This is a genomic window from Acinetobacter sp. CIP A162 (assembly GCF_000367905.1).
GTDB lineage: Bacteria > Pseudomonadota > Gammaproteobacteria > Pseudomonadales > Moraxellaceae > Acinetobacter > Acinetobacter lwoffii.
Map to the genome: position 1 here is coordinate 310,666 of NZ_KB849158.1, position 20,792 is coordinate 331,457.

General features: G+C 44.0%; 18 protein-coding genes and 1 pseudogene. 5 read left to right on the forward strand and 14 right to left on the reverse strand.

Annotation, left to right across the window (positions count from 1 at the left end; all coding sequences use genetic code 11):
• Positions 1-1,003 precede the first annotated feature (1,003 nt).
• The gene (gene yaaA, locus F995_RS04125; RefSeq protein WP_004645564.1) at positions 1,004-1,786 is read right to left on the reverse strand and encodes a peroxide stress protein YaaA; all 783 of its coding nucleotides are present in this window, start codon (positions 1,784-1,786) and stop codon (positions 1,004-1,006) included.
• A gap of 123 nt (positions 1,787-1,909) precedes the next feature.
• Here yaaA and F995_RS04130 point away from each other — a divergent pair, with 123 nt between their 5' ends.
• Positions 1,910-2,542, forward strand: a complete 633-nt coding sequence (locus F995_RS04130; protein WP_004645565.1) for an alpha/beta hydrolase — start codon at positions 1,910-1,912, stop codon at positions 2,540-2,542.
• Positions 2,543-2,575: 33 nt separating this feature from the next.
• On the opposite strand, the gene F995_RS04135 is transcribed toward F995_RS04130, so the two are convergent.
• From F995_RS04135 to dctA, 6 genes and pseudogenes are all read right to left on the reverse strand, one after another.
• Positions 2,576-3,118: a GNAT family N-acetyltransferase gene (locus F995_RS04135; RefSeq protein ID WP_004645566.1), complete on the reverse strand. Its 543-nt coding sequence runs from the start codon at positions 3,116-3,118 to the stop codon at positions 2,576-2,578.
• On the reverse strand, positions 3,106-3,468 hold the full coding sequence (locus F995_RS04140) for a hypothetical protein (protein WP_004645567.1): 363 nt from the start codon (positions 3,466-3,468) through the stop codon (positions 3,106-3,108). Before F995_RS04140 ends, F995_RS04135 begins: the two co-directional genes overlap by 13 nt.
• Positions 3,469-3,567: 99 nt before the next feature.
• Complete coding sequence (locus tag F995_RS04145; protein ID WP_004645568.1) at positions 3,568-5,814, reverse strand: bifunctional prephenate dehydrogenase/3-phosphoshikimate 1-carboxyvinyltransferase; 2,247 nt, start codon at positions 5,812-5,814, stop codon at positions 3,568-3,570.
• 3 nt (positions 5,815-5,817) lie between these two features.
• The gene (hisC, locus tag F995_RS04150) at positions 5,818-6,909 is read right to left on the reverse strand and encodes a histidinol-phosphate transaminase (protein WP_004645569.1); all 1,092 of its coding nucleotides are present in this window, start codon (positions 6,907-6,909) and stop codon (positions 5,818-5,820) included.
• Between the two features lie 66 nt (positions 6,910-6,975).
• On the reverse strand, positions 6,976-8,085 hold the full coding sequence (pheA, locus tag F995_RS04155; protein ID WP_004645570.1) for a prephenate dehydratase: 1,110 nt from the start codon (positions 8,083-8,085) through the stop codon (positions 6,976-6,978).
• Positions 8,086-8,117: 32 nt separating this feature from the next.
• Positions 8,118-9,170 (reverse strand): annotated as a pseudogene (gene dctA / locus F995_RS04160) (C4-dicarboxylate transporter DctA); the annotation flags it as partial.
• Between the two features lie 408 nt (positions 9,171-9,578).
• Between dctA and F995_RS04165 the strand changes: the two are divergent.
• Positions 9,579-10,580, forward strand: a complete 1,002-nt coding sequence (locus tag F995_RS04165; protein WP_004645572.1) for a glycosyl transferase family protein — start codon at positions 9,579-9,581, stop codon at positions 10,578-10,580.
• 82 nt (positions 10,581-10,662) lie between these two features.
• Here F995_RS04165 and F995_RS04170 read toward each other — a convergent pair whose 3' ends face one another.
• Both F995_RS04170 and F995_RS04175 read right to left on the reverse strand, forming a co-directional pair.
• Complete coding sequence (locus tag F995_RS04170; RefSeq protein WP_004278992.1) at positions 10,663-10,935, reverse strand: YeaC family protein; 273 nt, start codon at positions 10,933-10,935, stop codon at positions 10,663-10,665.
• Positions 10,936-10,938: 3 nt separating this feature from the next.
• Complete coding sequence (locus F995_RS04175; protein ID WP_004645573.1) at positions 10,939-11,877, reverse strand: NAD(+) kinase; 939 nt, start codon at positions 11,875-11,877, stop codon at positions 10,939-10,941.
• Between the two features lie 191 nt (positions 11,878-12,068).
• Between F995_RS04175 and mrcB the strand changes: the two genes are divergently transcribed.
• Complete coding sequence (gene mrcB, locus F995_RS04180) at positions 12,069-14,459, forward strand: penicillin-binding protein 1B (protein WP_004645575.1); 2,391 nt, start codon at positions 12,069-12,071, stop codon at positions 14,457-14,459.
• A gap of 20 nt (positions 14,460-14,479) precedes the next feature.
• A complete protein-coding gene (locus F995_RS04185; RefSeq protein ID WP_026055721.1) occupies positions 14,480-15,025 on the forward strand; it encodes a hypothetical protein in 546 nt (181 codons plus the stop codon).
• A 58-nt stretch (positions 15,026-15,083) separates the two neighbouring features.
• On the opposite strand, the gene F995_RS04190 is transcribed toward F995_RS04185, so the two are convergent.
• On the reverse strand, positions 15,084-15,983 hold the full coding sequence (locus F995_RS04190; RefSeq protein ID WP_004645577.1) for an NUDIX domain-containing protein: 900 nt from the start codon (positions 15,981-15,983) through the stop codon (positions 15,084-15,086).
• 138 nt (positions 15,984-16,121) lie between these two features.
• On the opposite strand from F995_RS04190, the gene hemP reads away from it, so the two are divergent.
• The gene (gene hemP / locus F995_RS04195; RefSeq protein ID WP_004645578.1) at positions 16,122-16,292 is read left to right on the forward strand and encodes a hemin uptake protein HemP; all 171 of its coding nucleotides are present in this window, start codon (positions 16,122-16,124) and stop codon (positions 16,290-16,292) included.
• Between the two features lie 75 nt (positions 16,293-16,367).
• Here hemP and F995_RS04200 read toward each other — a convergent pair whose 3' ends face one another.
• From F995_RS04200 to F995_RS04215, 4 genes are all read right to left on the reverse strand, one after another.
• Positions 16,368-17,702 (reverse strand): ATP-binding protein, encoded by a 1,335-nt coding sequence (locus tag F995_RS04200; protein WP_004645579.1) that lies wholly within the window; start codon positions 17,700-17,702, stop codon positions 16,368-16,370.
• Positions 17,703-17,706: 4 nt separating this feature from the next.
• Positions 17,707-18,372, reverse strand: a complete 666-nt coding sequence (locus F995_RS04205; RefSeq protein ID WP_004645580.1) for a response regulator transcription factor — start codon at positions 18,370-18,372, stop codon at positions 17,707-17,709.
• Between the two features lie 135 nt (positions 18,373-18,507).
• Entirely contained in the window at positions 18,508-18,873 is a 366-nt protein-coding gene (locus F995_RS04210; RefSeq protein WP_004645581.1) for a NirD/YgiW/YdeI family stress tolerance protein, read from the reverse strand.
• 93 nt (positions 18,874-18,966) lie between these two features.
• Positions 18,967-20,724 (reverse strand): type IV pilus assembly ATPase TfpB, encoded by a 1,758-nt coding sequence (locus tag F995_RS04215; RefSeq protein ID WP_004645582.1) that lies wholly within the window; start codon positions 20,722-20,724, stop codon positions 18,967-18,969.
• Positions 20,725-20,792: the final 68 nt, after the last annotated feature.

Genomic DNA, 20,792 nt, shown 5'->3' on the forward strand with positions numbered 1-20,792 from the left:
CAAAAAAAAATCTAAACAAAAAAGCTGCATAACCTTTATGCAGCTTTATTTTACGATTTAAATCAAATGCTTAACAAGATGGATTCTGCTTCATCCTGATCGTTGGCAAATTATAACACATTGATTTATTATTGCTTATTTGATTTTACACTTTATTAGAAATTAATATATTCCAGATGAATATTGAAAAAAATTTATTATATTTATTATTGATTTAATTTTATCATTTTAGCCCAATCAACGAAAGAAGGTTGTCTAGCCTGCTTAATGTCGATGCCGATTGGATTCCAGCAATTTGCTTGAATCACGTCCATCGTTCAAGACATGACGGATCTTTTCATATTTTCTGATTTCGGACTGTTTATGGACACAAAATCCTAATAAACTGATCATTAAGGCAAAAACAGGGATAGCATATATTTTCATTTTTATTATGCTGCTTTGTAACACTATGCAATTATGCTAACAAAAAACCTAACAAACTTGTGACATAGTTTACATTTAACCCGATAGAAGGCATTTATTTATCCTCTAAATATTAATTTTATGTCGTTTTATTTATTAATACTTAATTAATTTATAATTCTTTTTTCAAAAAATCGATCCTATTAAAAATCCTTTTAAAAAAACTAAATAATTGAATTTAATATATTTTTTAAACCACCTAAAAGAAGTTTATTCAAAATTAAAATATGTAGATAAATGAAATCTAACCTATTCAATAGAACTTATTTCGGTTTATTTTATCGGCCTTTTCCAAGAATGCTCAACTTTAATTTTTAAAATAAAATGATCTAAATAAGGGAGATTTTGCGAGGGATTTCAAAGTGTTTAACGATATTTTTTATTTTTAACTATCTTGAAGTTTTCATTATGCAGTTCATCCACACTTCACTCATCATAGAGTCAAAACGTTGAACACTAGTTAAGAACCTAACCATAATAAAGACATCCCAATATCCGGCATACATATCCTCATGCTGGATACCGGGAATCATCTCATTTATGCACTCAGTTGTTCATCACGCTTGAATACCAGTTCTCCCTTGAGTGAACTGTCTGCATCAAAATAATAGCCATCAGTATTAAAAGCTTTTAGCTCTTCGACACGATCAATTTTATTTTCAATCATAAAACGCGCCATAAGACCCCGTGCTTTTTTGGCATAGAAACTAATCACTTTATATTTGCCATTTTTCTGATCCAGAAATACCGGCTTGATAATGTCCGCCTGAATTTTGCGCTCGTTGACTGATTTATAATATTCATCAGAGGCGATATTCACCAGGATTTCAGAATTTGCTGCTGCTAGATCCTGATTAATCAGATCAGTAATGTGATGTGCCCAGAAGTCATATAGGTTATGCCCGCGGGAATTGGCCAATTTGGTTCCCATTTCCAGACGGTACGGCATCATCAAATCCAAGGGACGTAAGAGTCCATATAATCCAGACAACATGCGTAAACGGTCTTGTGCATAGTGCAGATCTTCATGTTTTAAACTATAGGCATCCAGACCTGTATAGACATCGCCTTTAAATGCAAAAATCGCCTGACGGGCATTGGCTAAATTAAAATCCGGTTGCCAGTCATTAAAACGTGCGGTATTTAAAGTGGCAATTTTTTCACTAACACTCATTAAGCTGGAAATTTCTGTTGCAGAAAGTGTGCGACAAACGTTGATCAAGTCCTGTGAATGTTCTAATAATCTCGCTTGAGTAAATTGGTCAGTCGGTAATGGAGTATCGTAATCGAGAGTTTTGGCTGGAGAAATTAAAGCGAGCATGGCAACCTGGTCAAAAAATGATTAATCAAACTATATCAGTCTGCTTATTTTAATTCCAATTCATGTTTTTATTCACCATAATCGTTAAAATGCACGATTCTCCTGTTAATCATCGGTTTTTATATGCCCGAGCAAATTTTTCTTCAAGGGCCTGCGGGTCAGATTGAAGTTTTTGTGGATTATCCTCAGGGTGAAGTGAAAGGATTCGCGGTAGTTTGTCACCCCCATCCATTGCAAGGCGGTACACCACAACATAAGGTTCCGGTTTTACTGGCACAAATGTATCTGGAACGTGGCTGTATTGTGTATCGTCCAAGTTTCCGTGGTTCTGGTCAAAGTGAAGGTATACACGACGAGGGCTTCGGTGAAACGGATGATGTATTAGAAGTCATTCGGTTCGCTCGCAACCAGCATATTGCCCTGCCTTTTTATGCAGGCGGTTTTAGTTTTGGTGCGCATGTCATGGCAAAAAGCTATGCAGCCTTACCCGTAGAACTGCAACCAAAGCAAACCATTTTATGTGGTCTGCCGACTGCAACAGTGGCTGGTATTCGTCATTATGTGACACCCGCCATTAAAGGTGACATTTTGTTCATTCATGGTGAAGCCGATGAAGTAACTTTGCTCTCAGATATGATTGAATGGGCAAAGCCACAACGCCATTTAGTGACCGTATTACCTGGTGCCAACCACTTCTTTACCGGCTATTTAAAGCAATTGCGGATCGCAATGACCCGGTACTTAGCGCTTGGCTAAATAAAAAAACCCATCAGATGATGGGTTTTTTTATTAAAAGACAAAATCTTCTGCAAAAATTTCATACATCACAGCCCGATATTTAGGCTTATCGATGTAGCGGATAATTTTTCCACCCAAGCGGTCTGCAATTTTACGGCTAGCCCAGTTTTCTTCTGCTACCGGGTAGCTTAAAACTTGAATCCCTAATGTATTGAAAGCATAAGCCACAACACAATGCACTACCTCATGTCCATAATGATGACCATGTGCAGTTTCACGAATCCAAATACCGACTTCAGGTATTTCCTCATGAAGTCGATGTAAACCACATAGTCCAATAAATTCTTGTGTTTCAATATAACGGATCACAAATACATATTCTTTATGATCGTTCATATTTTCCAGCCAATTTTGCCAGACTGTTGCAAATCCCTGTTCAGAATCTGGTGCATCCCACGCCATAAAACGTGTCAAACTCGGGGTAATTGAAGCATAAGTCTCTTTGGCATCGGCTGATTTAAAACAATTCAGGATCAAGCGTTTACTTTGCAGTGTAGGCAAAGCTGATTGAGTCTGTTGAATTAGCTCTTCCATTCAAACTCGCTAAAGCGTTCCTGCTCTTTTAGAGAGGTTTCCACTGCCTGTGCAAGCTGATTAAGCAAACTTCTTTCGGTGATACGATCCAGCCAGTCCTGTTCTTCTTCAGGATATGAGGCAATCTCACAGACCAGATGCCCTTGTTCATCTCTGGTTTCGCAACTCACAGATAAAGGCAGCGCATGGTCTTCTACGCTGACGGCAACCTGAGCACCACTTTGGCTTAAGGTCTGAAAACCGTATTTACCTAATTTTTCGGCAAGTAAATGTGCTACATATTCCTGGGTTTCTTGACCATCCCGTGGTGTTTGGCTCTGGGTATTGGCCATGAATTTTAATTTTCGCATCGCTACTTCCAAATGGCTTTTTTCTTATATGGGTTTAGCATAAGCAATATAAACAAAACAGCCAAGCAAAAGCTTGGCTGTTTCACATAATTTTAAAAATTATTCTGATACTTGAATTGGCAGTCCTGCGATTGAGGTCAATTCTGTGAAGGTCGGGAAACTGGTTGCGACCGTTTCGGTTCCGACAATCTTGATCTGCTCCGAATTACGCAAACCGGCAATCGAAAAACTCATCGCGATACGGTGATCGTGATGCGATTCAATTTCACCACCCGTAAAGATTGGCAACCAGTCACCGGACTTACCCTTACCTTCAATGATGATGCCATCTTCAGTTGGGGTACAGTCGATGCCCATGGTTTGAAGACCATCTGCCATGACCTGAATACGATCCGATTCTTTCACGCGAAGCTCGGCAGCACCGGTCAGGATGGTTTGACCTTCAGCACATGCAGCGGCAATGAATAGCGCCGGGAATTCATCAATTGCTAATGGCACCTGATCTTCCGGCATATGAATCCCTTTTAATGTACGTGTACCACGAATACGGATATCAGCAATCGGTTCACCGCCTGCAATACGCTCGTTTTCAACTGTAATGTCCGCACCCATTTGCTTGAGGATTTCAATCACACCAGTACGGGTCGGGTTAATGCCTACCGCTTCAAGGGTGACGTCCGAATTTTCAGTAATGGCCGCACCCACCATAAAGAAGGCTGCTGAAGAAATATCTGAAGGCACTTGAATGTTGGTACCCACTAACTTGCCGCCACCTTGCAGGGAAATTCGGTTGCCTTCGGTTTTCACTTCATAACCAAATGCACGCAGCATACGTTCAGTATGGTCGCGTGTTGGTTCTGGTTCAGTCACCGAAGTTTCACCTTCCGCCCATAGACCTGCAAGTAGAATCCCTGATTTCACCTGAGCAGAGGCCATTGGCAAATCGTACTGAATCCCTTTCAGGTTTTGGTTGCCGGTGATGGATACAGGTGGCGTACCTCGCTCACCAGTGGTCTGAATTTGCGCGCCCATTTCACGTAAAGGCTTGGCAATACGCTCCATTGGACGTTTAGACAATGACGCATCCCCTGTCATCACTGAATCAAATTTCTGTGCTGCTAGCATACCCGACAGCAAACGCATTGAAGTGCCTGAGTTGCCCATATAAATGGCAGACTGCGGCGCTTTTAAGCCTTGCATGCCAACACCATGAATGGTGACTTCACCATTTTTAGGGCCTTCAATGCTGACTCCCATATCACGGAAAGCTTGCAGTGTCGCTAGAGCATCCTCACCTTCCAAAAAGCCGGTCACATGTGTGGTACCTTCTGCAATCGCACCAAACATGATCGAGCGATGTGACACAGATTTGTCACCTGGCACGGTAAATTTACCCTGAAATTTCTTGGCACCCGGCTGAATGGTAAATTGTTGTGTCACTTTATTTTTCTCCATGAAAGGTTTCTTGGCGAGCATATGGTTGAAATGCTGGCGAGCTGCCTGCGCATGACCCAATAAGCCCATCAATGCGTGGGAATCTTCATCTTCAATCAATTTGCGAATAATCGCGAGCTGCTGTTCAAAGCCATCAACAGCATTCAGAACTGCTTTTTTGTTGGCAAAAAAGATGTCATGCCACATTTGTGGATCGCTAGCGGCAATTCGCGAGAAATCCCGGAAGCCACCGGCAGCATAACGAAATATATCTAAATTGTCTTCACGCTTGGCCAATTGCTCAACCAAGTTGAATGCCATGAGATGCGGAAGATGACTGGTATGCGCCAGCACTTCATCGTGCTTGTCGACATCCATACAAATCACTTCGGCTTTCGCCGCTTGCCACAGCTGAATCAGTTTATCGACGGCCCAGTCTGCACTGCTTGGCAGTGGCGTCAAGATCACCTTGTGATTGGCAAATAAATCAACTTTACCTGCATGCACCCCGGTATGCTCGGCACCTGCAATCGGATGGCCCGGTACAAAACCTTCAGGCAGTTCATCGCCAAAAACCGCTTTCGCTGCATCGACCACATTACCTTTGGTACTACCAACATCAGTAATAATGGTATTGGGAGATAAATAAGGCTGAATGGCTTCCAACACCTTTTGCGTGGCACGTACCGGCAATGCAAGCACTACCAGATCAGCACCTTTGACCGCCTCTACAGGATCGGCATAGCCTTCGGAAATCAGGCCAAGAGATTTAGCATCGTCCAAAGTCTTTTGTGAACGTGTCGATGCAACGATGTCATTGGCCAAATGCTCGGCTCGAATGACACGCGCCAGACTTGAACCAATCAGTCCAAGCCCGATAAATGCAACTTTTTCAAACAGTGGCTGCGACATGGTTTAAGCTTTTGCCTCTAAACCGAGTACTTTAGCCAATGCGCTCAAGAATTTCGCATTTTCTGCTTCAGTACCAATCGATACGCGAATGTGATTTGAAATACCAACCGGACGCACAATCACCCCTTGTTTGAGCAAACCATTGAAGGTTGCTGATGGGTCTGCCTGTACATCTACCAGAATAAAGTTGGCACGTGAAGGCACATAGTTAAGACCCAAAGCCTTAAAGCCAGCTTCAAGTTGCGCCATACCGGCTTTATTCACTTCACGAGAACGCGCGATAAAGTCTTCATCTTTCAGTGCAGCCACCGCAGCGACCATCGCTAAATGGTTGACATTAAATGGTTGACGAATACGGTTCAGGTAATCTGTCACTTCAACTGAAGCCAGAGCAAAACCAACACGTAGTGCAGCCAAACCATAACACTTCGACAAAGTACGGCTAACGATCAGGTTTGGATATTGCGCAAGGAATTTCAAGCTGTTGAAGTTTTCCGGGAAATATTCCACATAGGCTTCATCCAGAACCACGATGACATTAGCAGGAACTTTTTGCATGAAAGCTTCAAATTCAGCTTCTTCGAACCAGGTTCCGGTTGGATTATTCGGGTTTGCAATGAAAACGAGTTTGGTGTTGTCCTGAATGGCAGCCGCCATTGCTTCCAAGTCATGCGAGAAGCCTTTAGCTGGTACTTCAATCGCTTGCGCATTAATGGCTTGAGTTACCAATGCATAAACCGCAAAAGCATGCTGGCTATACACCACCGAATCATTTTCTGAAACGAATGCACGGGCAAACATTTCCAGTAAGTCGTTTGAACCATTCCCCAAGGTAATCTGATCATGATTAAAACCAAACTGGGTTTTGATCTGATCTTTCAGGATAAAACCACCACCATCTGGATAACGGCCAATTTCAGCAATTTCCGCAGCGACCGCTTCTTTGACTTTATCTGAACAACCCAGCGGATTTTCATTTGAAGCCAGTTTGACGATATCGGTAAGACCCAACTCGCGCTCAAGTTCACTGATCGGTTTACCCGGTTGATATGGCTTTAATTTTGAGATGCCTGAATTGGCTGGAACAAACGACATTTTAGACTTCCAATTTTAGGTATAAAACAGTGGTCAGTACCCTCGCCCTGACCACATATAGCTGACTTAAAGTACAGCTGCAGGATATGAACCGAGCACGCGAACTTCTTTAACCAAAGGACGAATTTCTTCAATGGCTGCTTTCACGTGTTCCTGCTCAATATGGCCTTCAAGATCAATGAAGAACACATAAGCCCATTTTTCAGGAAGTGCAGGCCGGGTTTCAATACTGGTCAGACTGATATTGTGCTTGGCAAACGGCGCCAGAATTTCCAGCAAAGCTCCGGCACGATCATGCGCTGAGATTAGTAATGAAGTCTTGTCATTACCACTTTGAGGCACTTTTTCACGACCAATCACCAGGAAGCGTGTGGTATTTTCCGGATTGTCCTCGATATTGCTATGCATGATTTCGAGATCATAGATACTCGCAGCAATTTCAGAGGCAATCGCGGCAGAATGCCATTCATTACGAATACGGCGCGCTGCTTCTGCGTTGGAGCTTAAAGCGACACGTTCCACGCCTGGATAATGCGCATCCAGCCACTTACGGCACTGTGCCAAAGTCTGCTGATGCGCATAAATCTGTTTGATGCTGTCTTTACGGGTATTTTCAGAAATCAGGAACTGATGGTGAATCGGTAATTCAACTTCGCCAATCACATTCAGGTTCGAGGTTTTGAAACAGTCTAAAGTATGGTTAACCACGCCTTCAGAGGAATTTTCTACCGGCACCAGACCATAATGGGCACTACCCGCTTCCACGTCACGGAAAACTTCATCAATGGTCGGTAAAGGACGAACCACAGCATCATGGCCAAAGTGCTTGAGTACCGCAGAATGAGTATAGGTCCCGACTGGTCCCAAGAAAGCAATGCTTTGCGGAGCTTCAAGTGCCAGACAGGCCGACATGATTTCACGGAACAGACGTGCCATGGTGGTATCAGACAATGGCCCTTCATTACGTTCCATGACATTACGCAAAACCTGAGCTTCACGTTCTGGACGGTAAAACAGCGGATTCTCTTCTGAAGCAAACTTTGCTTTTGCCACAGCTTCAGCCAAACGTGCCCGACGGTTAATCAATTGCTGAATTTGCTGATCAACAGAATCGATATCTTCACGAATTTTTGCCAAATCAAGAGAAGTCGTGGTGTTTTGATCGTCGTTGATCATTGTTCTGTCGCCCTTCATAAACCTTATCTGTTCAGTACCAGAAGCAGCGTAATTTGATGAGACAAATCAAGTTGTGTATTGGTCGCTTGTGCAATGAAGATCGCAGCCATCGTCAAGTAAATCGACGTACCATCCAGGTTAAATGAATAACCAGTTGGAATTACCAGGCCTACCACTGATTTTTCAGCACCGGCAAGTTCCAGTTTCTTCAACATACGTGGCAGTACTGATTCTGAAGATGACGTCCCCAGTACAATCAGAAGTTCTTCGCGAATCAGGCGGATCATCTTCATGATGCTGAACCCTGCGAAACGCGCAATTGAGCCCAATACGATGAAAATAAACAGTACGCAGGTAACATAGAAACAAATGATCAACTGTGCCAGCTGAGCAAGAGAACCAATACCATATTTACCAATTGTAAACGCCATTGCACCAAATGCACCAATTGGAGCAAGTTTCATCACCATATTCACGATGTTGAAGAATACATGTGAAATCTGGTCAATGAGTTTCAGGACTGGCTTGCCTTGATCACCTAGCTTATGCAGCGCAAAACCAAAGATAATCGCGAACAATAGAACTTGCAGGATTTCGCCTTCTGCAAATGCGCCCACAACCGTATTTGGAATAATGTTCATCAGGAAGTCGATAGTCGATTGTGACTCACCTGAAGCAACATATTTACTGATGCCACTGGTATCCAGTGAAGCAGGATCAACGTTCATGCCCACACCAGGCTTCACGATGTTAATCACGACCAGACCGATGACCAAAGCAATCGTAGATACGATCTCGAAGTAAAGTAAAGCAACACCACCAGTTTTACCCACTGATTTCATGCTTTCCATACCCGCAATACCGCTCACTACGGTACAGAAAATCACAGGTGCGATGATCATTTTAATCAGACGGATAAATGCATCACCAAGCGGTTTAAGCTGTTCGCCCAAGCCAGGGACATGTTGTTCTACGCCATTGACAATTTGCGTACCACTAGGCGAAAAATGCCCGACCAGAATACCTGCGATAATGGCCACAATCACTTGAAAATACAGTGACTTATAAATTGGTTGTTTCGCCATAATAAATCTACTTGAACGATATCAAAAATAAGAAAGACCATTTTGAGAAATATACTGACCTCTTCATCCCTTCTCAGGGTGAACCGGATCAAATATCAAAAGGCTCAAGAGAATGTTCAAAATGATAATCAGCCATGCATTGAATCTGACACTCAGTATCAGACCAAAGTATTAAATGGGAGAAAGAGATTAAGAAAAATTAAACAGACTCTAAAAATTGCCTAAATTTTACCGAATATTCATACTAAATGTGCATAACTTATTATGCGCTTGTTTGCTTTTTAATCAATATTGGATTAGACATTAGTCGATAATCAGATTTAACTGATTGTTTTACGTATACTGAAAGGTTTATGGATTTTCACCCTCTCCCTTGACATTAATATTTTCTGCAAGCTGTAAAAAGTTATGAATACCAAAAGAAATATCTATAAAGATTTCGAACATCCCTTTGCCCAATATGTACGCATTGTGGGTAAAGGGAAAAATGGCGCCCGCTCCCTCAGCTATGATGAAGCCTATCAAGCCTTCAGTATGATTTTGAAAAATGAAGTGCTGGATGTGCAGTTAGGTGCATTCTTGATGTTATTGCGGGTCAAGGAAGAATCTGTAGATGAGTTGGCCGGTTTCGTACAGGCGACACGTGACCAGCTGAGTTTCAAAAAACTGGATGTCGATCTGGATTGGTCGTCCTATGCGGGCAAGCGCAAACATTATCCATGGTTTATTCTGGCAGCGCTGACGCTGGCCAAGCATGGTTATAATATTGTGATGCATGGTGCCTCAGGCCATACCATGAACCGTGTTTACACCGAACAGGTGCTGACTTACTTAGGCTATCCAATCTGTCAAAATGATGCCGAGGTTGAACAGCAACTGCAACAACAGCATTTTGCCTATATTCCGCTAGAAGTGATTTCTCCGATTCTTGCAGACTTGATTGCGCTGCGTAATGTCATGGGGTTACGCTCCCCGATTCATACGCTGGCGCGTCTGATCAATCCGTTTAATGCCAAAGCGACCCTGCAAGCAATTTTCCATCCAGCGTATCGTGGTTCGCATCAGCAAGCGGCTTTCCGCTTAGGCTATAAAAATAGTGCCGTGATTAAAGGTGAAGGGGGCGAATTCGAGCGTAATCCGGATGCCAAAACGCTCATCTGTGGCATTAAAGATGGCCTGCTCTATGAGCATGAATTGCCAAAGCTCACTGACAACCGCAGTCCAATTGAAGAAGAACTGGATCTGGCGCTATTTAAGGCTGTCTGGGACGGTCAGCAAAGCCATGATTATGGCGAGATTGCAGTGATAGAAACTATGGGCATTGCGCTATATACCATGGGCGTGTGTGACAGCTTTGAAGCTGCGATGCAAAAAGCCAAAATCTTATGGGCGAATCGCCACACGGTTTAATCTTGTGCAAAAGAAAAAAGCATTGTTCAGTGAATGAACAATGCTTTTTTTAATTGTATTGCTATTGGCTGGGAATTAAGCCTTAAACAAAACGAATCGGCTTGAATTCAGGTTCATTCTTGTGATGATCATCATCACACTCTTCACCCTCTTCTTTAGTACCGCGATCGATATAACCGCTGCGCTCATTTTCAGGCAGGTTTTTCATTTCCCAGGCATACACTGCCTGCATACAGGTCTGACGTTGTTCTGGTGTCAAGGCTACACCGTTTGGCCACTTTCCAATTTCGACTGCTGTTCTTAGGCGTTCAACAATCTCAGGATTGAGTACGGCAAGCATTTGTTCAATATTCATGATTTAATCCTGCTTAAAATAATCAAAGTCCTGATTCCACCCCAGTTTGGTTCGACAGGCATTATAAAAGTCATAACCCGGTGGATGCAGAAGATTCAGTTTAAAGGGATGCTTGCGAATATGGACGCTATCACCCACATTCAAAGACACACTGTGTTGTCCATCCGCACTAACCATCGGCAGTACGCGATTTTCACGAATCAGTAATTTAATTTCACTATGTCCACCGACCACAATCGGGCGTGAAGACAAGGTATGCGGATGCATCGGTACCAAGGCAATCGCATCCATACTTGGATGTACAATCGGGCCACCACCAGAAAGCGCATAAGCCGTAGAACCAGTCGGCGTAGAGACTATCAGGCCATCGCTGTGCTGACGATAGACATATTGTCCATCAATATTCAGTTCAAAATCGATCATATGTACCGATTTCCCTGAATGTAGCACCACATCATTTAGAGCAATGGCATCGTAAATCACTTCACCTTTGGAGCGAATTTCGACTTCGAGTAAAAAGCGTCGCTCAGTCTGAAAGTCACCCTTTAATACCTGATCCAGCTTGAATATCACTTCAGTCGGCTTGATATCCGTTAAAAAACCCAGACGACCACGGTTAACCCCGATCACCGGGGTATTGTACTTGACCAAGGCGCGTGCTGCATGTAATAGCGAGCCGTCACCGCCCACGACAATCACCAGATCCACCACCTCACCCAATAAGGCACGACTGACGGTTTGGGTATTTTGATAGGGAACAAGTTCAGCTGTCGCTGCATCAAAAACTGGGTGTAGGCCTAAATTGAGAAGATGATCGTGAATAAGGCATAAGGTTTCAACCACCGACGATTTATCAGGACGTCCTATTAACCCGATATTTCGAAAGGTCTTATGGGAAATTTGCACCAGTGTCGTCGCTCCGCTACGAATCCTGCTTATCATAACATTAAGCTATACCTGGATGACAATTTATAACAGTGCTTCATAGGTAGGAAATTATTTGAAATATATTCGAATTAAGGAGAAATTGTGGGGTTTCATTTTAATTTTAAGCGCATTTCTTGATTAAATATTGCAAAATAATGAAAAGCTTCGCATGATTAGCACAATTTCACAGGATCTTATAAGTATTTATGAAATCTGAACGTGGCATGGGGTTTCTTGCCTTAATTTTTTCTATTATTGTCATTTCTATCTTTGTAGCATTTAGTATCTATTTGATTAGATTAGACAATATTGTACGCGACAAGTTTGAAGGTCAGCGCTGGGATATTCCGGCCAAGGTCTTCGCACGTCCGATGGAAGTGTACGTGAATGCCCCAGTCAGCCTGCAGGATTTCCAACAAGAATTAAAATTACTCGGTTATAAAAATTCGGATAGTTATACTAAATCAGGCAACTTTGTCAGCACTGGCAATACCCTGTATGTGCATACACGCGGCTTTGATTTTGGTGACCGGGTTGAACCGGAACAAATATTGAAAGTCAGTTTCAGCGGTGAACAGATTGCAGAAGTCAGCGCGACCAAACCCTCTTCAAGCGGGATTGCGCGTTTAGAACCTTTATTAATAGGCGGGATTTATCCGCAACATAACGAAGACCGTGTGCTGATTAAGCTAAATAAAGTGCCTAAGCCCTTGATCGAAGCGCTGATCGCGACCGAAGATCGTAAGTTCTATGAGCATCATGGGGTTTCACCGCGTGGTATTGCACGTGCCGTGGTCAGCAATATTACCGGTGGTAAACGTCAGGGTGGTTCAACCTTGACCCAGCAATTGGTTAAAAATTTCTATTTGACCCCTGAGCGCACTTTAAAACGTAAAGTGAATGAAGCCTTTATGGCGATGCTGATTGAATTGCATTATGACAAAAATGAAATTCTGGAAGCTTATCTGAATGAGGTAAATCTGGGCCAGAATGGTAACTACTCCATTAATGGTTATGGTCTGGCATCGCAGTTTTATTTTGGCCTGCCACTGCGTGAACTGAATATTTCCCAGCAAGCATTTCTGGTGGGTTTAGTCCAAGGTCCAAGCCTATATAATCCATGGCGCAATCCTGAAAGTGCGAAAAAACGTCGTGATATCGTTCTGAATAATATGCTGGTGATGGGCTATCTGACTCAGGAACAATATGAAAAAGAAACCGCACGTCCGTTAAATGTCATTTCCAAACCGACTTTAGGCCCTGCCCGCTTCCCGGATTTTCTGGATATCGTACGTCGTCAATTACGCACAGATTATCAGGAAACCGATCTGACCAATCAGGGTCTGCGAATTTTCACCACTTTAGATCCTTTAGCCCAAACCAGAATTCAGGACAGCTTTAAAGAGACGGTGGCGCGTTTAAGTAAATCCAATCCAGGTCGCCTGAAAGATTTACAGGGCGCAGTATTGGTATCGCATCCGGAAAATGGTGAGCTGGTGGCCGCGGTGGGTTCGACTCAAGATTTTACCGGCTTTAACCGTGCAGTCGATGCCAAGCGTCAAGTCGGTTCCCTGCTAAAACCGGTGATCTACCTGAGTGCCCTGGAATCGAACCGTTATCACTGGGCAAGCCCAATTGAAGACAGTGAAATCAGCATCAAGAGTGATGGCAAAACCTGGACGCCGAAAAACTATAGTGGTCGCGGACATGGTGTCATTCCAATGTCACAAGCCTTATCGCAATCTTATAACCTGTCCACTGTGCGTTTAGCACAAGAATTTGGTCTGTCCACCTTTATTAATCATCTGAAAAAATTTGGTGTGACCTCAGATATTCCATCTTATCCATCGATTTACTTGGGTGCGGTAGATATGTCCCCGATGGAAGTGATGAATATTTACGGCAACTTTGCTACAGGCGGCTTTAAATACCCAACCAAAGCCATCCGCTCTGTGGTGGATGCCAACGGCCGCTCTCTGGATCGTTATAGCCTGAGTGTACAACCGACCATTGATCCAGCTTCTGCTTATGCCCTGAATTATGGCTTACAACAGGTCATGTCGAATGGTACAGGTCGTGCAGCCTATAACAGCTTACCACGCAGTCTGAATCTTGCTGGTAAGTCCGGTACTACGAATGACAGCCGTGACTCATGGTTTGCCGGATACTCAGGTAATTATATGACCGTGGTTTGGCTCGGTCTGGATGACAACAAAGTCACTGGCTTAACCGGTTCTTCAGGTGCCCTGCCCGTTTGGACCAATGTCATGAAACAGTTGCGCCAGAAACCGGTGAATCTGCCACAGCCGAATGAAATCGAATGGCATTGGCTGGATCGTTATACTGGTTTATTGTCTGCACAAGGCTGTGAAGGCGCCATGTATATCCCGATTTCGCGTCATGCCCTGCCAAATCAGGCGACTGCCTGCGGCATCTCGCACTATGTGACGGAACCTTATGATATTGATTCAGAACCTGCGCCATCTGATGCTGAACAGGATGATATGAGTCGCTACATACAAGAAAGTGAAACAGAAATAGAACGCGATCTTGAGAGCGAAACCCGTATTATCGCCAGTGGAAGTTATAGCCATTAATTGAGTTTATGTTTATGTTTATGTTAAGAAAAATCCTCCCTGGTTTGCTCATCCTCAGTCTGGTGGGCTGCCAAAGTATCTCTGAGCCAGAAAAGCCAGTTAGCCCTGCCAAGCCTGCGACGGAAAAACCTAAGGCAAAAACACCAGACGGCGTTGTGATTACGCCTTATGACCGTCCTGACATCAAACGTCAGAAAATTGTCATTCCTGAACAGAAGCCGAAAAGCCAAAAGTTTGATGATGGACGTAATCTGCCGGCCTTCAAGAGTCTGATGCAGCAAACCCAGCAGGCCTATACCAAGCAGCAATTTGCTCAAGCTGAAGCTGCTGCAACTCAGGCACAGCGACTGGCCCCTCAGGCACCAGAAACCTATTTATACTTGGGCATGATCGCCAACCGTAAAAATCAGCCAGCAAGCGCCGATGCTTTTGCCTTACGTGGCCTGAGTTATGCACAATCTAGTGTCATGAAAAAGCAGCTTTGGCAAGTGCGCCTTAAATCTGCTCAGTTGCGGAAAAATGCCAAAGCGATTCAGCAAGCTCAACAGGCACTGAAAAAGCTTTAAGATAATTTTCTATAGAAACTGACTTACCAATAGAAAGTTTATTTTCTAAATAAAGTGTTTAAATATAGCGAATGCCGGCAATGCCATAAGCATGCTGGCTTTTTGCATAATCGAGTTCTTCAGCTTTCATTCCGCCCAAAGCAAAAACCGGAATCTGTACCTGCTCTGCCATTTGCTTGAATTGCTCCCAGCCTAGCGCAGGTGTGTCCGGATGCGTTGCGGTCGCTAGTACCGGACTCAGTAAAGCCGCTTCACAGCCGATCTGTTCTGCATGCATTAAAGCGGTCAGGTCATGACAAGCCGCTAGATAACGATAGCCAGATTTCAATTCACTTTGTTTCAAGTTCATCAGTTGATTCTGTTTTAGATGAATCGTGCAAATCGTCTGCTGCTGCAATTCATTCAGTTGTGACCAAAGCTGCTGATTAATGATTAACTTGGAGAGTTGATCTACCGGATATTGCTGTAATTGCATGATCCATTCAGGCGTTGCTTCCACGCGCCAATACAACATTTGATCTGTATCCAGACTTGATAAAATATCCAGATCTTCAGCTATCTTGATGCGCTGCGGCCATTGCAGCTTTTGGATCATGGACTGATTGGCTTTCGGAAAATTCAGCTGTCCAAGTTCTTCCCGACTGTACCAGCGCCAGGGCTGTTTGATTTCAGCCAGTTGAGCAGGCTGTACTGAAGCATGGAAAATATGCAAATTGACAATGAGATCTTCATATTCATGGGAGATAAAATCAGAGGCATGCCAGCATTCGATATCAACGCCGACCTCTTCCATCACTTCGCGGCGACATGCCTCGACTGGTAATTCGCCCTGTTCAACTTTTCCGCCTGGAAATTCATATTTATTACCCTGATGCTGCTTGGCCTCACGCCAGCCGACGAGAACCTGATTTTGATAAAATAAAAGCGCAATTGCGACATGAATCGTAGCTTTAGTCATGATGTACAGAACCGTTAAAGTTTTACAGATTGTAAGCAAATTAGAGTTTTTTATAAATTGCTCAATATTTCGTTGACAGATCTATTCGATAATGATTATCATTTAAATCAATCCAAAACACACCACGGAGTCGACGGAATGAACGCCCCATTTAGCCTATTCACCCGTAACAATGATACTCACCATGCCTTGCCAATGCTGCACTCCAACAATCTGTTTGCACTGGGTCGTGAAATCCGGATCATGCATGCCGGCGAAGAATACCGCTTGCGTCTGACCCGCAATAACCGTCTTATTCTGACCAAATAATTAAATCAGTTCTAATAATAACAAACGTGGGAAGCAGCAGTATGAATCAGCGCATACTGCTTTTTAATCTTCTAATCATGAGATTTTGCCATCAGGCTCAAAACTCAATGACACTTTAAGTCCACCCAAGTCCGACGGCGCATAGTCAATTTTAGCTGCATGCAGTGCCATAATTTTCTGGCAAATGGACAGACCTAGACCTGAACCCTGAGTTCGCGTACCCAAAGCCCGATAAAAACGTTCACCTAAACGTTCCAGTACCTCATCAGCAATCCCCTCTCCTGAGTTTTCAATCAGTAACTGTATCTGATGCTGCTCAATAACTGTTCGGATCTCGACCTGTCCCTGTTGCGGCGTATAACGGATCGCATTGTCGACCAGATTGCGAATACAACTAAAAATCAGTTCTGGATTCGCTTCGATCACAGCATCCTCAAGTTTTAGATTCCAATGAATGTCTTTTTCTTCTGCAAAAGGCTGCAAGGCCTGCAAAGCCTCCTGAACCAGATTCTTAAGATTAATCGTTTGCGTTGCTAATTGCCCTGTTCGCTCCGGATCGAGTCGTGCCAGTAAAAGTAAATTTTCCAGTACCTGCGTGCCGCGGTTGACATCATTTTGGATCAACTGTAATGCCTGAGGGAGCTGTGCATCATCTTGATATTTGCGTTTTAAAACCTGTAGACGCATTTGAATCGCAGACAGTGGCGAACGCAGCTCATGTGAAGCATCTGCAGTAAAACGCTGTTCAGCAGCCAGTGATTTCTCCAGCCGGCCGAGCATGGCATTCAGCTGACGAATGATCGGTTGCAGTTCAGTGATTTCAGGGTCAGGTGTTTTAATAGGACTCAGATCCTGAGCAGTCTTGGAACCAATGGCACGCGAAATCTTGTTTAATGGCCGTAACTGGCGTTTGACCGAGACCCTTAGAATCAGCCATTGCACTAGCCATAAAGTGAATAAGATCCCGGCAAAGCCCAAAGTAGTTTGCCAGAGTTCATCGAAACGTACTGAAAGTGGCTGTACGATTTTGACCTGAAGGTCGTCATCTTCCGCAGTCAGTATCCGGATAAAACGACCATTCTCATAAGCAAACTGGAAGCCGTTGTTCCGTGCTTTTGGAATGGTATTAATTAATTCATCATCAATCGAAGTTGTCAGTACCTGCTGATCCAGCAACAAGGCATACTGGATATCAAACTGTTCACTGAGCTCATCCACCTGGGTGCCTTTGGCCTGGGTGACATCGCCAAGCAGCAACTCAGAAATCTGCTGCATTAATTCATCATGCAGCTGACTGGCCTGATAACTGGAAATTCCCAATAACAGCAGCCAGGCCAATATTCCGGCCAAGATGGAACTGAACAGCGCATGTTTAATTAGCCGGGTTTGCAGGGAAATAGCAGCCGACATGGGGTTAAGCCTCAGCCTTATGCATGCGATAGCCCAGACCGCGAATAGTCTTGATCATCTGGCTGCCGATTTTTTTACGCAGCTGATAGATAAATACTTCAATGGCATTACTTTCAATTTCATCACCCCAAGCGTACAGCGATTCTTCTAGCTGTTCACGGGTGACAATATGTTCAGGCTGCTGCATCAGCTTGTATAGAATTTGAAATTCCTTCGCAGTCAGATTCACAGCTTGACCTTCTTTAGTTAGGGTCTTGGCTTGAGTGTCCAGACTGAGATCCTGCCATTGCAGGATATGATTCGGTGTTTGCTGTTTCTGTCTGAGTTGGGCACGAACTCGGGCCGAAAGTTCTTCCAGACTAAAAGGTTTGACCAGATAATCATTCGCGCCTAAATCCAGACCTTCAACCCGGTCATCAATACTGTCTTTGGCCGTAATAAAAATCACCGGCGTATCTTGATGTTGGCTGCGCAAAATTTTCAGAATGTCATCTCCAGTGGCATTCGGCAGGCCACGATCCAGCAGAATACAGTCATATTTATGCTGCTCAATCGCTAGGATCGCATGATCACCACGCTCTACCCGATCAATCACATAACCGTCCATTTCCAGCCAAGTCTGGATACTGTCTGCCTGAGACTGATCATCTTCCGCCAAAAGAATACGCATATTCTGCTCCGTTTGCTTCCTTGTTCTATCTTGCCTTGAAAAAGTTCCAGACTCAAAAAAACCACATGCTTTTTGGTAACTTGCATGTGGTTTTTTGTCGCTGTGTTCAAATTGATTTCAGCAAATCAGGCGATATTAGAAACGAACCTGATCAACCTCAATTTCAACACGTTTTGCCGGTTTATAATCAATGTCGATTTCACCTGTGATGATTACCGGTGTTTTGGCTGAAATCGGTTTGCCTTGCCAAAGTTCATCATCAATCTCAACAGTAATAGTTCCTGTGCTGTCTCGGAACTGGTATTTTTCATCACCGACCGCTTTCACGACATAACCTTTAAGCTGAACCTTACTGTCATCTTTCATGGCCAGTGCCTGTTTGACTGTGGTCGATTTAGCAAAAGCAGCCTGATTCACAGCAGTGTCGCTACTTGCTATCGTAGCCGTCGCGATAGAACCCATCAATGCAGCTGCCAAAACCGTATTTATCATCATTTTCATCGCAATTACCTCTTTAAAGTCTTGCCTTGTTTCGATGATGCTATTAAAACAGCCGAAGATGAATTGAATCTTAAGATTGCTTCATTTTCAAAATTAATTTAAGGGCACAACTCTCAGGACTTCTTCAAGCGTGGTCACACCTTCCAGAATCTTGCGTGCCCCGGCAATTCTGAGCGGCTCTACCCCTTCTTTTTTAGCCTGCTGACGCAGCTGGTTCAGGTTGGCATCGGCACCAATCAGCTGTTTGGTGGTCAGACTCAATGGCATAAACTCATAAATCCCGATACGGCCTTTATAGCCGGTATGCCGGCATTCTTCGCAGCCCACCGCCTTAAAGACAAATTCCGGTCGCGGCAAAGGATAATCCGTAGCTAGATGCTGCCATTCCTGTTCATTCAGGAAGCTTTCCTGTTTGCAGTGCGGACACAGCTTACGTACCAGACGTTGAGCCAGAACACCCAAGATGGTTGCTGCTGTCAAAAATGGCTGTACGCCCAGATCATGCAGACGGGTCAGACTCGACGGCGCATCGTTGGTATGTAAAGTTGAGAGAACCAGGTGACCGGTCAATGCGGCCTGAATCGCCATATTGGCAGTGTCCTGATCACGGATCTCCCCGACCATGATAATGTCCGGATCTTGACGCATCAGTGCGCGCACGCCGTCAGCGAAGCCAAGATCGATACCATTATTGACCTGCATTTGGTTAAAGCTGGGTTCCAGCATCTCGATCGGGTCTTCAATGGTACAGACGTTGACCTGTTCAGTCGCCAGCTGCTTCAAGGTTGAATAAAGCGTAGTAGTTTTACCGGAACCGGTTGGGCCGGTCACCAGAATAATACCATGACTGTGACTGGTGAGATTATTCCAGTCATTGAGCAAATGGCCTTCAAAACCAAGTTGCTGGAAGCTTCTCACCAGCACTTCCGGATCGAAAATACGCATCACCAGTTTTTCACCAAAGGCGGTCGGCAAGGTCGACAGACGCAGTTCAGTTTCCTGTCCTTTAGGTGTCCGGGTTTTCAGGCGACCATCCTGTGGCTTACGTTTTTCCGCCACATTCATCCGGCCCAGAATCTTGATTCGGGAAATGACGGCGGTCAATGTATTGGCCGGCATGTTGTAAATCGTATGCAGCACCCCATCAATCCGGAAACGGATCTTGCCGGTGTCTTTACGTGGTTCCATATGAATATCACTGGCACCTTGTTCAAAAGCAAATTGCAGCACCCAGTCCACCAGTTTGACAATATGCTGGTCATTGGCATCCGGATTCTGGGAATCGCCCAGTTGCAGCAAGGCTTCGACGCCCTTATTTTCCCGGTCATAGGCAGACGATTTTTGTGAACCACTAACTGCACGACTGACTTGATAGTATTCAGTAATATAACGTTGTAATTGTTCTGGATTCAGTAATACCCGTTGTATTTTTTTTGGTGCAATATTCTGCTCGAGATTCGACATCCATTCAGTTTTATAAGGCTGATCTGTAGCAATCAGAACTTTGTCTGCCTGAATTTCCACTGCCAAAATATGGTTGCGCTGTGCATATTCCTGCGACATGACATGGGTCAATGCCTGTACATCAGCTTTAAGCGGATCAATGATATAGAACATCAATCCGGTTTTTTCTGCCAGCCACTGACATAAACGGTTCAGAGTCAGTGTTGTTTGAGGATGGGACTGATCGACCAGATTAAAATTAGCAATCCACTGTAAAGGGTGCCATTTTAATTGTTCACGTTGCCGATGAGTGGTTTGTACCAGCATTCGGTCGCGTTCACTGATTTTACCGTCTTTAAAGAGTTGGTCTAGACACCAAGCCGTATCCATTTCAAAGTCAAATTTCATTATTATCAGTCCCCAAACTTGCCTCCACTATAACAAGTTTTTACAGTTTTTCGCATGCTCCCGACCTA

What these genes read in the sequence shown, in the direction of transcription:
- hemP (WP_004645578.1), top strand. Translation starts at nt 16,122, where the DNA reads ATGAACGCCCCATTTAGCCTATTCACCCGTAACAATGATACTCACCAT.
- F995_RS04135 (WP_004645566.1), bottom strand. Translation starts at nt 3,118, where the DNA reads ATGGAAGAGCTAATTCAACAGACTCAATCAGCTTTGCCTACACTGCAA.
- F995_RS04145 (WP_004645568.1), bottom strand. Translation starts at nt 5,814, where the DNA reads ATGTCGCAGCCACTGTTTGAAAAAGTTGCATTTATCGGGCTTGGACTG.
- yaaA (WP_004645564.1), bottom strand. Translation starts at nt 1,786, where the DNA reads ATGCTCGCTTTAATTTCTCCAGCCAAAACTCTCGATTACGATACTCCA.
- F995_RS04210 (WP_004645581.1), bottom strand. Translation starts at nt 18,873, where the DNA reads ATGAAAATGATGATAAATACGGTTTTGGCAGCTGCATTGATGGGTTCT.
- F995_RS04190 (WP_004645577.1), bottom strand. Translation starts at nt 15,983, where the DNA reads ATGACTAAAGCTACGATTCATGTCGCAATTGCGCTTTTATTTTATCAA.
- F995_RS04205 (WP_004645580.1), bottom strand. Translation starts at nt 18,372, where the DNA reads ATGCGTATTCTTTTGGCGGAAGATGATCAGTCTCAGGCAGACAGTATC.
- F995_RS04165 (WP_004645572.1), top strand. Translation starts at nt 9,579, where the DNA reads ATGAATACCAAAAGAAATATCTATAAAGATTTCGAACATCCCTTTGCC.
- F995_RS04200 (WP_004645579.1), bottom strand. Translation starts at nt 17,702, where the DNA reads ATGTCGGCTGCTATTTCCCTGCAAACCCGGCTAATTAAACATGCGCTG.
- hisC (WP_004645569.1), bottom strand. Translation starts at nt 6,909, where the DNA reads ATGTCGTTTGTTCCAGCCAATTCAGGCATCTCAAAATTAAAGCCATAT.
- F995_RS04170 (WP_004278992.1), bottom strand. Translation starts at nt 10,935, where the DNA reads ATGAATATTGAACAAATGCTTGCCGTACTCAATCCTGAGATTGTTGAA.
- F995_RS04215 (WP_004645582.1), bottom strand. Translation starts at nt 20,724, where the DNA reads ATGAAATTTGACTTTGAAATGGATACGGCTTGGTGTCTAGACCAACTC.
- F995_RS04140 (WP_004645567.1), bottom strand. Translation starts at nt 3,468, where the DNA reads ATGCGAAAATTAAAATTCATGGCCAATACCCAGAGCCAAACACCACGG.
- mrcB (WP_004645575.1), top strand. Translation starts at nt 12,069, where the DNA reads ATGAAATCTGAACGTGGCATGGGGTTTCTTGCCTTAATTTTTTCTATT.
- F995_RS04130 (WP_004645565.1), top strand. Translation starts at nt 1,910, where the DNA reads ATGCCCGAGCAAATTTTTCTTCAAGGGCCTGCGGGTCAGATTGAAGTT.
- F995_RS04175 (WP_004645573.1), bottom strand. Translation starts at nt 11,877, where the DNA reads ATGATAAGCAGGATTCGTAGCGGAGCGACGACACTGGTGCAAATTTCC.
- F995_RS04185 (WP_026055721.1), top strand. Translation starts at nt 14,480, where the DNA reads ATGTTAAGAAAAATCCTCCCTGGTTTGCTCATCCTCAGTCTGGTGGGC.
- pheA (WP_004645570.1), bottom strand. Translation starts at nt 8,085, where the DNA reads ATGATCAACGACGATCAAAACACCACGACTTCTCTTGATTTGGCAAAA.